Source organism: Paenibacillus sp. NRS-1782, assembly GCF_050467685.1.
GTDB lineage: Bacteria > Bacillota > Bacilli > Paenibacillales > Paenibacillaceae > Paenibacillus > Paenibacillus terrae_A.
Genome location: NZ_JBITPH010000013.1, coordinates 15,936 through 30,209, shown reverse-complemented (window position 1 = coordinate 30,209; position 14,274 = coordinate 15,936). Strand labels below are relative to the sequence as shown.

General features: G+C 48.1%; 12 protein-coding genes and 1 other annotated feature. Of the genes, 6 read left to right on the top strand and 6 right to left on the bottom strand.

The genetic code is table 11. The features are described from left to right. Positions 1-246: 246 nt before the first annotated feature. Positions 247-843, bottom strand: coding sequence for a metalloregulator ArsR/SmtB family transcription factor (locus ACIFQM_RS05045; protein WP_430044389.1), 597 nt, complete (start codon positions 841-843; stop codon positions 247-249). A 320-nt stretch (positions 844-1,163) separates the two neighbouring features. Between ACIFQM_RS05045 and ACIFQM_RS05040 the strand changes: the two genes are divergently transcribed. The 3 genes from ACIFQM_RS05040 (at position 1,164) to ACIFQM_RS05030 (ending at position 3,318) form a co-directional block, all read left to right on the top strand. Continuing rightward, positions 1,164-2,135 carry a YpdA family putative bacillithiol disulfide reductase gene (locus ACIFQM_RS05040; RefSeq protein ID WP_430065085.1) on the top strand — a complete coding sequence of 324 codons (972 nt, stop codon included), beginning with the start codon at positions 1,164-1,166 and terminating at the stop codon, positions 2,133-2,135. Between the two features lie 22 nt (positions 2,136-2,157). Next, positions 2,158-2,601: a DUF441 domain-containing protein gene (locus tag ACIFQM_RS05035; RefSeq protein ID WP_430044385.1), complete on the top strand. Its 444-nt coding sequence runs from the start codon at positions 2,158-2,160 to the stop codon at positions 2,599-2,601. 204 nt (positions 2,602-2,805) lie between these two features. Beyond that, positions 2,806-3,318, top strand: coding sequence for an ADP-heptose synthase (locus ACIFQM_RS05030; protein ID WP_430044383.1), 513 nt, complete (start codon positions 2,806-2,808; stop codon positions 3,316-3,318). A 133-nt stretch (positions 3,319-3,451) separates the two neighbouring features. Here ACIFQM_RS05030 and ACIFQM_RS05025 read toward each other — a convergent pair whose 3' ends face one another. After that, on the bottom strand, positions 3,452-3,754 hold the full coding sequence (locus ACIFQM_RS05025) for a HesB/YadR/YfhF family protein (RefSeq protein WP_014281172.1): 303 nt from the start codon (positions 3,752-3,754) through the stop codon (positions 3,452-3,454). Positions 3,755-4,344: 590 nt separating this feature from the next. On the opposite strand from ACIFQM_RS05025, the gene ACIFQM_RS05020 reads away from it, so the two are divergent. Then, entirely contained in the window at positions 4,345-6,102 is a 1,758-nt protein-coding gene (locus ACIFQM_RS05020; RefSeq protein WP_430044381.1) for an ABC transporter ATP-binding protein, read from the top strand. Beyond that, the gene (locus tag ACIFQM_RS05015) at positions 6,102-8,294 is read left to right on the top strand and encodes an ABC transporter ATP-binding protein (RefSeq protein WP_430044380.1); all 2,193 of its coding nucleotides are present in this window, start codon (positions 6,102-6,104) and stop codon (positions 8,292-8,294) included. Before ACIFQM_RS05020 ends, ACIFQM_RS05015 begins: the two co-directional genes overlap by 1 nt. 110 nt (positions 8,295-8,404) lie before the next feature. On the opposite strand, the gene ACIFQM_RS05010 is transcribed toward ACIFQM_RS05015, so the two are convergent. From ACIFQM_RS05010 to ACIFQM_RS05000, 3 genes are all read right to left on the bottom strand, one after another. Then, a complete protein-coding gene (locus ACIFQM_RS05010) occupies positions 8,405-9,373 on the bottom strand; it encodes an S-layer homology domain-containing protein (protein WP_430044378.1) in 969 nt (322 codons plus the stop codon). 105 nt (positions 9,374-9,478) lie between these two features. After that, complete coding sequence (argS, locus tag ACIFQM_RS05005; RefSeq protein ID WP_430044377.1) at positions 9,479-11,203, bottom strand: arginine--tRNA ligase; 1,725 nt, start codon at positions 11,201-11,203, stop codon at positions 9,479-9,481. A gap of 60 nt (positions 11,204-11,263) precedes the next feature. Then, positions 11,264-11,518, bottom strand: a binding site (T-box leader). A gap of 78 nt (positions 11,519-11,596) precedes the next feature. Beyond that, positions 11,597-11,926 carry a four-helix bundle copper-binding protein gene (locus tag ACIFQM_RS05000; protein ID WP_283655681.1) on the bottom strand — a complete coding sequence of 110 codons (330 nt, stop codon included), beginning with the start codon at positions 11,924-11,926 and terminating at the stop codon, positions 11,597-11,599. A gap of 261 nt (positions 11,927-12,187) precedes the next feature. Here ACIFQM_RS05000 and ACIFQM_RS04995 point away from each other — a divergent pair, with 261 nt between their 5' ends. Further along, positions 12,188-12,703, top strand: a complete 516-nt coding sequence (locus ACIFQM_RS04995; RefSeq protein ID WP_430044375.1) for a MogA/MoaB family molybdenum cofactor biosynthesis protein — start codon at positions 12,188-12,190, stop codon at positions 12,701-12,703. Positions 12,704-12,773: 70 nt separating this feature from the next. Here ACIFQM_RS04995 and ACIFQM_RS04990 read toward each other — a convergent pair whose 3' ends face one another. Continuing rightward, positions 12,774-14,237, bottom strand: coding sequence for a nicotinate phosphoribosyltransferase (locus ACIFQM_RS04990; protein ID WP_430044414.1), 1,464 nt, complete (start codon positions 14,235-14,237; stop codon positions 12,774-12,776). Positions 14,238-14,274 lie beyond the last annotated feature (37 nt).

Sequence of the window (14,274 nt, the reverse complement as noted above, 5' to 3'; positions counted from 1 at the left end):
CACTCCCTGCGGATTTCATCGGTCTACTGCTCAACCGAATGCCGTGTAAAAACTATACTTATTCCATATAGTCTTCTACTGTGCATCATCCGTGCGGGAGACAACGTCATACTGCTGCTGAACCCATCCATTCATGTTCGTACGCATATAACATCGCCTCCTCCTAAAATTTTTTTAATCATATAAGTCCACAATTCGTCTGTCAAGTATGCCGCAAACCTTTTTTTTAATCCTTTCAAGTTTCTTTTAGCGCACTTGATCCCAGCGTGTCCACATCTCATGTGGATTCAATTCATACATTTCACGTTCCCTGTACATAAACTGATGCATAATCAGCTCACGCCGAATTGTCGCAAAATCCTCATGATACTGCTTAATCCACTCGTTTAGCTCACGTTCAGGATACACGCGGCCCGGCTCCAGCTTTTCTGCCAGCATTTGAAGCACGATCAGCTTTTTCTTGTATTGGAAGGGAATTTGACGCAGCTTGCCGTCCTTGGAAAAAAAATTACGCGAGACTGTCGCTTCCAGCGTTTCATTAACCTCTGACATCTCTTCCTCACCCTCTCCTTTTTCAAAAATAAACCGCACTGTCGCCTCGGCATGCTGCCGGATCAGTTCAGGATTCAGTGTGAAATATAACGTATTCTTATCACGTCGCTCCTTGATTAGCCCCGCCTCACGAAGCTTGGAAGCATGATGCGTGACAGTCGGTTGGGATAAATTCAGTTTTTCCGCCAACGCCTGACCATGCATCTCTCCACGTGACAAGAGCAGCAATATACGCATACGCGTAGGATCGGCAAGCGCTTTATGATAATTTACCATTTTATCCAGTTGCATCGTTAACCCCTCTTTTCATCACTACATATTTTCCGTATGTTTACCGTAAAAATAAAATAAACACATCATAATAGATATATATCTAATTATATGTTTATTAAAAATGTATGTCAATCATATCAATCTTTTACTTCTTTCTGAAAACGGCTGGATATTGTGTACGCATTGCGGTAGGATGATATTACTTGACTTTTGTGCAGAGATTGCATATATTAAATCGTTCCACCTTTTCAATTTTTTTGTGAATTAGCGCTTTGAAACTTCTTACATACTACTGCAAAACTGGCGCTACAGACCAATACAACGGGAGGTTCATCGAGATGCACGACGTAGTCATTATCGGAGGCGGGCCTTGCGGGCTGTCCGCTGCAATCGAATGCAGTCGCAAAGGCTTGCAAACCGTCATTATCGAAAAAAGTAACATTGTTCACTCCATTTTTCTGTACCCGACGAACATGCAGTTTTTCAGCACGGCTGAGCTGCTGGAAATTGGCGATGTCCCGTTTAGTACGCCTAATGACAAGCCTTACCGTCATGAAGCACTGTCGTATTACCGCAAGGTAGCGACACATTATAACCTGAGCGTCCGTCATTACGAGGAAGCAAAAACGATCACACGACAGGATGATGGTACATTTACTGTACATACGGTGAGCAAGCAGGGAATAGCCAAAACGTATTCGTCACGCTATGTCGTCGTGGCTACAGGATATTTTGATCACCCGAACTATTTGGGCATTCCCGGGGAACAATTAGATAAAGTTACTCATTATTTCAGTGAAGCCCATCCCTACACCGGCACGCGGGTCGCAATCATCGGCGGCAGCAATTCTGCGGTGGATGCAGCGATGGAACTCGTACGTGTCGGGGCTTCCATTGACATGGTGTATCGCCGAACCGAGCTGTCTGAATACATTAAGCCGTGGGTTCGTCCACTGTTTGACAGTATGGTGCAAAAAGGGAAAATCACGCTCCATCTGGGCGCCCGCATCACTGAGATTCATCCGGATCATGTAGTGGTCACCCCGTTGGAGAAAGCAGCTTTCCGACTCGAAAATGATTTTGTACTGGCACTCACCGGGTTTCACCCGGAACGGAAGCTGCTAGAGTCTGTCGGTGTCCACATGGCTGAGGATCTGGACAAACCGGAATATGATCCTTCCACGATGGAGACCAATATACCGGGTATATATGTGGCGGGTGTCATCGCTTCCGGCAGCAATGCCAACGAGGTGTTCATCGAAACAGGCCGCTGGCACGGTCGCCAAATTGCTGAGCATATTCAAAGCTAAATGAACTAAGGAGAACACATATATGGATTACAGTTCACTCATCCTGCTGGTACTGGCTGGTCTTGGAATTATCAGCGGCAACTCCACCGTCACCATTGCCATGGTCATACTACTGCTACTTCGGGTAACCCATTTTCATACTGCTTTCCCCTGGCTTGAAAAGTATGGATTGACGATCGGGATCATCATTCTAACCATTGGTGTGATGACCCCTCTGGCCAGCGGTAAAATCAGTATTAGCCAGGTGATGGAGTCCTTCCTGCACTGGAAGTCGCTGCTCGCTATTGCCATTGGCATCCTGGTAGCCTACCTTGGCGGCCGCGGAGTAACCCTGATGTCTGGACAGCCCATCATTGTGACCGGTTTGCTTATTGGAACTGTAATTGGTGTCGCCTTCTTCAAAGGCGTTCCTGTGGGGCCACTCATCGCCGCTGGGCTGCTGTCGCTGTTAATTGGACGCACTTAGGCTTCCCAGCGTATCCTTTGTCTGGCCGCTGGCAGATGCTATCCATAAAAAAACGTATTTGACCAGCGGCAGACATAAGATCGAAAAAGACAGTCAACGTAAAAAACGAATGAACCGGAGCAATCTGCATGAAGGACTGAATTTCAGTCCCACTTTGTGTTATACTCTTATCGCATAATTTGGTAAATGCAGGAGGCCTGACCGATGTCCCGACAATTTGTAACGGAAGCTGTAATGGTTGCCATATATGGCCAACTGCTTACAACTCCCGCCCCTGTGGAATATATAGTGCCTTACACATCGTTGCTGGAGCTATACGAATTTCAGGATAGCACGGAACCGCTCATGGATAATCCTGCGGACGATCAGCATGTGAAGCGAAAGGTAAGCGAACTGATCAGCTATTTTGAGGAACCTTTGAATCAGAAAAAAATCCGGCGTGCGCTTCAGATGCCCTGGGCCAAAAGCTTGCCCATCCTGTTCGACGCCAACACCTCGCTGATCGTCATTAATGCCGTCGATACTGCGCATTACGGAGAATATTTTGATCCAATCGAGACTGAATTGGTGCTAACAGCCCAGCGTGAGGAATTACCTATTTTGACTGATCAACTGGACTGGATTCACCGAATTATTGAAGCTTCCGTTCCTGTACATGTGTACGACATAGATGATTTTGATTTTGCGGTGGATGGTCCGATGCTTAACAACCCTTAACATGCAGCACGCGCGCCCCAAGGACAACAAAGCGGCGGAGTATCACACAGGTTAAACCCCTGTAATGCGATACCCCGCCGCTTTTTCATGTCCCTAAACGGTTAACCTACACGCTATTTCTAACGTTAGAGCTTTAAGACTGCTCTTCCTCGGCATACGTGTAAATAATGTCGTCATGTTCCTCCAGATACTTCACTTCCAGATGATGCCCCTTCAAGTACCAGTAATCCTGATCCTCCATATAAAACGTAATGCCAGCCGCTTCATGTTGTAATACGGGGTGCTGCGGAGGCTCTACGGCAATTCCCAGAGAAAAGCCCGGATGTAACCCGCCGCCCGAACTATAGCGGGCAAAAAAACGGATCGTATCTCCACGGTTCAGACCAAGCTCCTTGATGTACCACTGTGCCGCTGGTTCAGTTACCTGTATGCTCATGCGTTAGCTCATCTCCTTGTACAATTACATCCTGTTAACTATATCATAGCATGATTTAGAATGACCACCAACCACCCCTTACTCAAGTGAAAATCTCCAGCGAGCGATATACATTTTTTTGAAAAAGGTTTGACAATTCACAAAAGACGGTGTTAAGATTCAACCATACGAGATCCATTTTGAAATTAATTACCAAATTGAACGATTACTCAAATGTTCAGAATGAATCCAATTCAAAGAAGAAAGGAGTGCTACCGATGCTAAACATTCATCTCGCCTTTTACCCAACTCTACAAACACAACAACTTCATACCGGAGCATCTCCCCTGACACATCCTTCTGAATTGGGCCATTCACGTTGTATGGTTTAATACGAGTGGCTGCCTGCGTTTGAGCAGTTTTTCAGCGGTGAGTGTGCTGAATATACCTGCGCGCCATATGATATTGAGATTTAAGGCATATCGTCTGCGGACGGTATGCCTTTTTTGCGCCTGTTACCGGATTGAAGCTAGTGGTAGCAAGCCTTATTGTTTATTCAAAATGGTACAACAACTCTCGCATGAGCTTTACATGAAAGGATGGGATTCCTCTTGTTTTCGGTACTCAAAAATTTAAGCTGGTTTTTTAAAAGAGAACGAAGCCGGTACTCGATTGGGCTGTTTATGCTGATCGCCGTTGGCGTTTTGGAGCTGGCTCCTCCTTGGCTGCTAGGCAACGCTATTGATGAGATCGTACGCGGTTCAATTTCATGGTCCTCGCTCTGGCGTTATATTTTTTTCATTTTTGGCATTATTGCCGTCATCTACTACATTACGTACATATGGATGCACAAGCTGTTTGGGGGTGCAAATCTGGTGGAGCGCCTGTTGCGCACACGCTTTATGAATCATCTGCTGCGGATGACACCTCCATTTTTTGAGCGCAATCGTACGGGTGACCTGATGGCTCGTGCTACGAACGACCTTCGCTCCGTCGCTAGTACTGCGGGCTTTGGCATGCTGACGCTAACGGACTCCACAGTTTACCTGAGCGTCGTGCTAGTCGCCATGGGTACCCTGATTAGCTGGAAGCTGACACTGGCGGCGGTCCTGCCGCTGCCATTCATCGCACTGGCAATGAGCATTTACGGCAAAGCCGTTCACGAGCGCTACACGCTGGCACAGGATGCATTTGGCGATATGAACGACCAGGTGCTGGAATCCGTGGCAGGTATCCGGGTTATCCGCGCCTATGTACAGGAACGGATGGATGAAAAACGGTTCGCCGATATTACCGATGACGTATTTCGCAAAAATCTAGCGGTCGCCCGAATGGACGCTCTCTTCGAACCAACGATCCGCTTATGCGTAGGGCTTAGCTATGTGATCGGACTTGGCTATGGTATTTATTTGGTATTTCATAACGATATTACACTGGGCGAGCTGGTATCCTTTAACATGTATCTGGGGATGATGATTTGGCCGATGTTTGCCATTGGCGAACTGATCAACATTATGCAGCGCGGTAGCGCTTCCCTCGATCGGGTGAACGAAACTCTCCATATGGAGCCGGACGTACAGAATGCAGCTCAGCCTGTAACGGTTAACCACCCCGAGTCCATTACGATGAAAGATGTTACCTTCCGCTATCCAACCTCATCTGTTGACAATCTGTTACATGTGAATTTGGAGCTGAAACGTGGGGAAACACTGGGTGTCGTCGGCCGAACAGGCAGCGGGAAATCCACCCTGCTCAAACAGCTACTGCATGAATACCCGACGGGCAGCGGTGACATTTTAATCTCTGGCACTCGGCTGGAGGACATTGCTGTTGAACAACTGCACAGCTGGATCGGCTACGTGCCACAGGAGCAAATTCTGTTTTCCAAATCAGTGCGTGAGAACATTCAGTTCGGTAAACCGCGTGCAGATGATGACGATATCATGGAAGCGATCCGTACCGCAGCCTTTGATCAGGATTTAGGCACCCTGTCCGATGGACTGGACACACTCGTCGGAGAAAAAGGCATAGCCCTGTCCGGCGGGCAGAAGCAACGCGTTTCGCTGGCACGCGCCTTTATCGGCGATCCCGATATTCTGGTGCTAGACGATGCATTGTCCGCGGTTGATGCTCGAACAGAAGCACGTATTATTGACAATATCCGGCGTAAGCGCTCGGGTAAAACAACTCTGATCTCCACTCACCGTCTCTCGGCTGTAGAACATGCAGACCGGATCGTCGTGCTGGAGCAAGGACGCATTATTGAGGAAGGAACCCACAGCGAGCTGCTTCAGGCAGATGGATGGTACCGTCAACAGTATGAACGGCAGCAAGTGGAATCTGTTCTGACCTCAGGGGAGGTTTCCTAATGAAATCCAATATCGGCAAAAGGCTATTCCAGTATGCCCTGACGAGCAAAGCTGGCTTTATCGCGGCACTCATCGCATTGACTATCGGGGTAGCCGCCGAGCTGGCCGGACCCTTCATCGCCAAAACGATGATCGACGACCATATGCTCGCTATTGAAAAACCATTTTACGAGACAACTAGCGTGGACAGCACCGTAAGCTATGCCGGAACCCATTTCAAGCGTGAAGACCGCTTTGAGACCGGGGAGGCCAAAGGGCGTGAAGCGAGGATTTTACAAGTCGGCAAATCCTTCGTATTTATTGATGGCTCGGTGCAGGTGGCTGACGGTAACCGCTCCTTTGCGAACGGCACGCTGACGGTGACACGCGGCTCCGGCACCTTTCGCTATGATGCCAAGGCTTTGACAGCCGATGAGCTGTATAGCTTTTACAAACCGGAAATGCCCGGTATCTTTCAACTGATTGGCTGGTATTGCTTCTTTCTGGTCATTTCGATCTTTGCCGAATTTGGCAAAACGTACTGGCTGCAATCCTCGGCCAACAAGGTCATTCAAAAGCTTCGGCTTGACCTCTACGCACACATTCAACGGTTGCCAGTTTACTTTTTTGACAATCTGCCCGCAGGTAAGGTCGTATCCCGTGTTACGAATGACACAGAAGCGGTAAAAGATTTATTCGTGGCCGTACTGTCGAACTTCACTTCAGGTATTGTCACGATGGCCGGTGTATATGTCGCACTCTTTTTGCTGGACTTCAGACTGGGTCTGATCTCTCTGTTCATTGTACCGCTGCTGATCTTGTGGATTGTGCTGTACCGCAAGGTCGCCACCCGCTTTAATACGATCATTCGGTCCCGGCTCAGTGAGATTAATGCGATTATCAATGAATCTATTCAAGGGATGTCCATTATTCGCGTGTTCCGGCACCAGAAACAAACGCAACATGAGTTTGAAGAACTGAACGATGATTATATGAAGCATCAGAATAAAATGCTGAATTTGAACGCCTTCACTTCACACAATCTGGTTAATGTGCTGAGAAATCTTGCCTTTGCCGTCGTGTTGTGGTATTTCGGAGCCGAGGCGCTTGGCACGACTGGCAGTGCTGTATCACTAGGCGTACTATACGCCTTCGTCGATGTACTGGGACGACTGTTCCAACCGATGACTGGTATGGTCAACCAGCTTGCGGTGCTGGATGCTTCAATCGTATCCTCGGGACGGGTATTTGAACTGATGGATGAAACCGGAGAACTGGTAACAGACGGTACGATGCCGCGTTACAAAGGTCTGGTGGAGTTCGACGACGTAACCTTTGCCTACAAAAAGGATGCTGTCCTTAAGCATATTTCCTTTACTGCACATCCCGGCCAAACGGTTGCTCTCGTCGGACATACCGGATCAGGCAAAAGCTCGATTATTAACCTGCTGTTCCGGTTTTATGATCCGCAAAAAGGAACGATCACCATTGACGGAACCTCTGTCAAGGACATTCCGAAGCAGTGGCTACGCCATCATATGGGAATCGTTCTTCAAGATCCATATTTGTTTACAGGTACAGTAGCCTCCAATGTCAGTCTGGGAGACAGCCGGATTACCAGAGAACAGGTGAACAAAGCACTGTGTGATGTCGGGGCTGACAAACTGTTGGCCCACTTGCCGCAAGGCTTTGACGAGCCAGTGATCGAAAAAGGAAGTACTTTATCAGCCGGGCAGCGTCAGCTCATTTCCTTCGCCCGCGCGTTGGCCTTTGATCCGGCTATTCTGATTCTCGATGAAGCTACCGCCAATATTGATACCGAAACTGAGGCGCTTATCCAATCTGCGCTGGAGGTGCTCAAGAAGGGACGTACTACCTTCATCATTGCTCACCGCCTGTCGACCATCCGCAGTGCGGACCAAATTCTGGTACTGCATCGGGGTGAGATTGTCGAGCGAGGCAACCATGACGAGCTTATGGCTCAGGGTGGTCGCTACTTCCAGATGTATCAGCTCCAGTCAGGAACGGCGGGAACAGATACAAATGCATCCTCTAGTGCATCGTCGGAACAAGAAGCTTTACTTGCAGAGCAAACTGCTGTACCAGCAGGAGCTGCCACTTCTGGAAAAGCCGGTACCCGAGCAGGTACCAGCTCCTTGCAGAAACCGGGCACAGGTCAAAACGAACCCGGCTTGGCTGGCGGAAGCGCATAAAGTAAGCACACAAAGCATGCATAAAAAAACAGCAAGTCTCCGGATCAATACAAAGGAGGCTTGCTGTTTTGCTATTTCTAAATAGTTGTTTCGTGTGTACGCTACAAGTATTATTGGGCTACCGAGGTGCCTGATCCTGTAGGAGGAAACACAGTTCCCTCTACCGCCTTAATCGTAACTTTATACTTGCTGTCCACCAGTGTACTTGTATGGGTATCCGTAATGACCTGGATATTCATTTCCCCCGGCTTTGGACTTGTAAATTTATAGTAAATTACTGCATTGGCGTCATCTACGTAGTCGATATGATCCACTTCAATGCCGTAACCGGGATTGGGTGCCTGCAAACGGGTTAATGTTACCTTGTTCTGCTGGTCATTCACCTTCTCTACACTCATACTAATCCCATTTTGCTGGCCCGGATCTGAAGGCTCAGCCGGATTTTCTGGAGTGGATTCAATCGGTTTATGATTTTGCACAAATTCGGATGCATGATAGACCATCTCTGCTGCCTCCATTCGGGTTACTTTACGTTCCGGATTAAAGTTGCTCTTTTCATCTAATTTAGCAATTTTGGTCAACAGCAGGAACTGAACCGCTTCGCTTGAATCTTGGTCCAGCTTCTTGCCATCCGCCACATTAATGTACATGCGTACTGTTGGATATTCTCCGGTTGCACTAACCGCTTTGTACAGTATATTCGCGAATTGTTCTCTTGTCATCTGAGTGCTTGGATCAATATCCGGTGATAACGGAATTTGGTGTTGAGCCGCAATCCGGTAAGACTTGGCATACCATGCCGAAGACGGAATATTTGCGAATGAACCCGTCGTGAAATCCGGCATAACCTGAAGATCCATCGCATTAACGACCATATGCACCCCTTGTGCATACGTAAGTGATTGATCAGGCGCAAACTTATCCTTCGTGATGCCCTGAATAATACCTTTGTTCTGAAGCGAACTTACAATCTTCTGCTGCTCTGTTCCTTTTATATCACGAAATGCCGAAGCTGACGTAGCCACTGCCAACGAACAGATCACCAGCAAAGCTGCTGTCACGCTTTTTTTTTTTTTCATGAGATGCACCTCCATATTTACTATGTTTCTTCTATACTTATCGACGCAATACTATCAACAAATGTTTCAGATACTCAGAAATTGATTGTAAAAGGGTATATTGGGCTACATCCGACAGGGTGCTTTCAGGCCAAGAAGATGCAGCGTATGTGCCAAAATATCAGCAGTTTGTTCAGCCAACTGAATGCGCCACGCCCCACCATCGACAATCCGTTCCTTGGCGTAAAAGCGGTTGAACGCCTGCGCCGTATCCAGCGCAAACCTCGCGATAACCGAAGGTTCCAGTTGTCGAGCCGCACGTACCAGTTGTCCCTGATAACGAACCAGTTGCTTAAGCAGAGCCCAGCCTGCATCCCCCAGCATTTCAGCCAGTGCATAGGTTGGATCAGGTGCATGACCGTCCCTTGTAGGAACGTCGATACCAGAACCAACCACCGTTCCAGCACCAGCATGCGCTTTTTCCAAAAGACTGCGTATACGTGCATATGTGTATTGTACATAAGGCCCTGTCTCACCTTCAAAGGTTAATGCATCCTCCAGTGAGAAATCCACTTCGTTCAGGCGGTTATTTTTTAAGTCACCAAAAATGATCGCCCCGATGCCGACGTCCTCGGCTATTTCCTGTTGATCCTGTAAATCGGGATTCTTCTGAGTGATGATAGTTAGAGCGCGGGCCACCGCTTCATCCAGCACCTCCTCCAGCTTCACGACCTTGCCGCGTCTTGTGGACATTTTTTTACCTGCAAAACGCATCAGACCAAACGGTACGTGCTCACACTGCTCCGCCCACGTCTCCCCTGCACGCTTTAGCACCTCAAACACCTGCCGGAAATGCAACTGCTGCTCTCCACCTACCACGTACAGCAACCGATCAGCTTTCATCACCTCATGACGGTAGATCGCCGTAGCCAAGTCACGTGTCGGATAGATGGTAGTCCCATCCTTTTTCAAAATCAGACAAGGCGGCAGCCCTTCATCCTCCAGACGCACCACAAGCGCACCGTCACTTTCTTCCAGCAAACCTTTCGTCTTTAATTGTTCAACAACCGCCTGCATTTTATTATTGTAAAAGCTCTCTCCCAGTACATGGTCGAATGTAATGTTCAGACGCTGGTACATGCGATCAAATTCTCGCAGGCTGACTTCAACAAAAAACTCCCATAGCCGCTGAGCCTCAGTATCTCCATGCTCCAGACGACGGAACCATTCTCGACCTTCGTCCTCCAAAGACGGGTCATGCTCGGCTTCCTCATGAAAACGCACATACAGCTTAAGTGACTCTCCAATCGGATCTTGCTGTAGCTGCCCCTCATTTCCCCATCTTTTATAAGCCGCAATTTGCTTACCAAACTGTGTTCCCCAATCCCCCAAATGATTCACACTAACTGGAACATACCCCGTTTCCCCGAGAATGCGGTACAGTGCAGCACCGATGACAGTAGAACGAAGATGGCCGATACCAAACGGTTTGGCAATATTGGGCGAAGACATATCAATCACTACCCGCTGTCCGTGTCCGAGATCTGGCTTGAAAAATTCGGGTTTGCTCAATTCAGCCAGCATCAGTGGAATATGAATGGAACGCCCCAGTGTTATATTGACATAGGCTCCTGATGCCGAAGCAGTCAGTCCTTCCTTACGGGTTATGGCCTCCGCCAGTTCCAACGCAATTTGCTGCGGAGCCTTCCTAAACTTTTTAGCCAGCAAAAAACAGGGAAACGCTACATCCCCCCATTCCGGTTGTGGCGGTACCTCCAATAAAGAGGAAATCTCCTTTTCCTCCAAGCCCGTATGGGCAGAAATAGCCTGAGTAGCGATCGATAACAGCATGGCTTTCTCTCCTTTTTTTCATTAGAATCTAACAAAAAAAGCTCCCGCCTCTTGAATTATTCAAGAGACGAGAACTTCAATATCCCCGCGGTACCACTCTTCGTAAATCGGATTGTGCAATGAACTATGCATAATCGCCGATTTCACTCCAATGACAAATAACGGTGTCTGCCGGGCTGAACTACTAACGGAACTCCGTGTTGGAACAACCGTCTCCCGGGTGCGCTTCACGTTGGGCCTCATACCGGCTTCCACCTTTTCCGGCTCGCTGTAATGATATGGCTCCCCTGCTACTCTCCCGTTCCAAGACGTTAATTCCCATCATTATACAAACCTATCCTGTAGAAAGCAATGTTTTATTTTCTGTTCAGGCGCTGGCTCGATTATATGTAATTACACAGCCACCATTTGGCGGCATGCCTGAACACAACGGCGGCAGGCTGCTGCACATTGCTTGCAATGCTCATGAGCGTGCTTACCGCATTCAGCAGCACATACTTCACAGGCTTTGGCACACAGCTCACAAATTTGCTCGGCAAATTCCGTTCCGCGTTCCAACATTTGAGCAGCAAACCCGCATATTTCTGCACATTCCCGGCTCACTCGAATACACTCGCGCAGCATAGCCAAATCATATTCCTTCAAGCTCGCCACGTAACAGACGTTGCAAGCGTTCATACATTCCAGGCAAGCATCCACGCATTGTTGGTATGAATGTTTCATAATACATTACCTCCCTGTTGTTGACCCTGCTGTATTATTACCCGTCGACAATTGAGATTAATCAACCGTTGTTCACGCTTTCAACTTGACCAAACAAAAAATCCCGGCTTATGTAAGGAAGTGTACTATATTCCATCCCATCCGTGCAAGGGGATAAATCACACAACTCCCTAATGCCTGCTCCTGACTTGCACACCGACAATCATTCCTCTATTGTAAAAAGAGTATGTCTAACCATAGATCGAGGAGTGAGCATTGCAAATGAATATATCTTCTGTAGAGGAGCATCGACGGGAGGCCCCACAGCAGGTTAGCTGCATGGTTGTAACCGTCTCCGACACCCGCACCGTGGAAACAGATACCGGAGGACGTCTACTGGTGGATCTGTTGGAAACGAACGGCTATCAGGTGGCCCGATATGTTATCGTCAAAGACGACTATGATGGCATCCGGCAACTGGTATCCGAAGCAGCGGAACGCGATGACATTGAGGCTGTTCTTCTGACAGGCGGCACCGGTATTTCCCCGCGTGATACAACGTATGAAGCCGTATCCTCTCTGCTGGATAAGGAACTGCCCGGATTTGGGGAAATCATCCGTTATTTAAGCTTTGCCGAGGATATTGGTTCTGCAGCGATATTGAGTCGTGCTGTAGCTGGCACTGTCGACCGGACAGCCGTGTTTTCTATGCCAGGCTCACGTGGAGCCGTCCGTTTGGCGATGGAGCGCATTATTATACCTGAGCTGCGGCATGTCATGAGGGAAATTTACAAATAACACACAGATTTTCCTCTTATGCTCTGAAACACAAAGAGGCACCCCATTATTTGCAGGGTGCCTCTTAAAACTATTCCTTTTCTTCCACTTCTGGCTGCATATAGCTGTCGATCAGCTTTTGTTTCAGCCCCCATACCTTTTCACTGAGATTTACACGGTAAATTTCCGGGTTCATTTTCCGCAAATATTCCGGCCAAAACAGTTGCAGCTGGGAAGTATGGTATGCGCGAATTTCATCCAGCCCGGGAAGTTCATACACTTTCTGCCCATTTACGAAAATAGGCTCCAGCATCGGAACTGCCTCGTAATTTTCCACATACTTCTTCATATACGGATGCAACGGGTTAAAGAGTTTCAGCCGCTTTCCATTGCGCGGACGGTCTTCGTCTGGAAAAGAAATATAATCGGCGACAGCTCTCCCTTTCTTCTTATCTATAATACGATATACATCCTTCTTACCCGGTGTGGATACCTTTTCTGGATTGCCTGAAATTTTAATCGTCGGCAGCATTTCGCCTTCTACTTCCCGTTCGACCAGCTTGTAAACCCCGCCCAATGAAGGTTGATCCGAAGCTGTAATGAGTTGCGTCCCCACACCCCATACATCGATACACGCGCCTTGGGCCTTTAAGTTGAAAATTGTATTTTCATCCAAATCATTGGAGGCTACAATTTGTACGTAATCCAGCCCTTCAGCATCCAGCATTTCCCGAGCCTGAATGGATAAATAAGCCAAGTCGCCACTATCCAGCCGGATCGAATTCATCCGTTTACCCTGACTCTCCAGCATCTTCGCTGTTCGAATCGCATGGGGAACGCCACTCTCCAGCGTATCAAAGGTATCCACCAGCAGTGTGACCTGATCCGGTAAAACCTTCGCATACACGTCAAAAGCCTCCTGCTCGCTCATAAAGGTCTGCACCCAGGAATGAGCATGTGTTCCCTTGGTCGGAATACCAAAGTGCTCACCTGCCAGCATATTAGAAGTTGCGTCAAAGCCCGCTACATAAGCTGCCCGTGCTCCCCAAATCGCCGCATCTGCTTCCTGCGCCCGCCGTGTGCCAAATTCCAGCAGCGTATCTCCGCTTGCAACCTGCTTGATGCGCGACGCCTTCGTCGCAATCAGCGTTTGGTAGTTCATAAAATTCAACAACGCTGTCTCAACCAGCTGTGTTTCCATAATCGTTCCTTCGACGCGTACCAGAGGCTCATTCGGGAAAACAAGTGCCCCTTCTTTCATCGAATGAACGGTTCCGCCAAACCTAAACTGGCGCAATGCCTCCAGAAACATAGGATCATACTTCTCCTCTTGCTCTGAAAGGTAACGGATATCCTCTTCTGTAAAGCGCAGATTTGCAATATAATTCACAATGCGTTCCAGACCTGCAAACACCGCATATCCGTTGCCAAAAGGCAGCTTGCGAAAATATGCCTCAAACACAGCTTTGCGTTTGTGACTTCCGTTCACCCAATGGGCGTACATCATATTAATCTGATATTTATCTGTATGTAATGCGAGGCTCGTTGACTGCATCGTAATCATCCTCTCTGACTGTCCCCGGTTTTGCAAC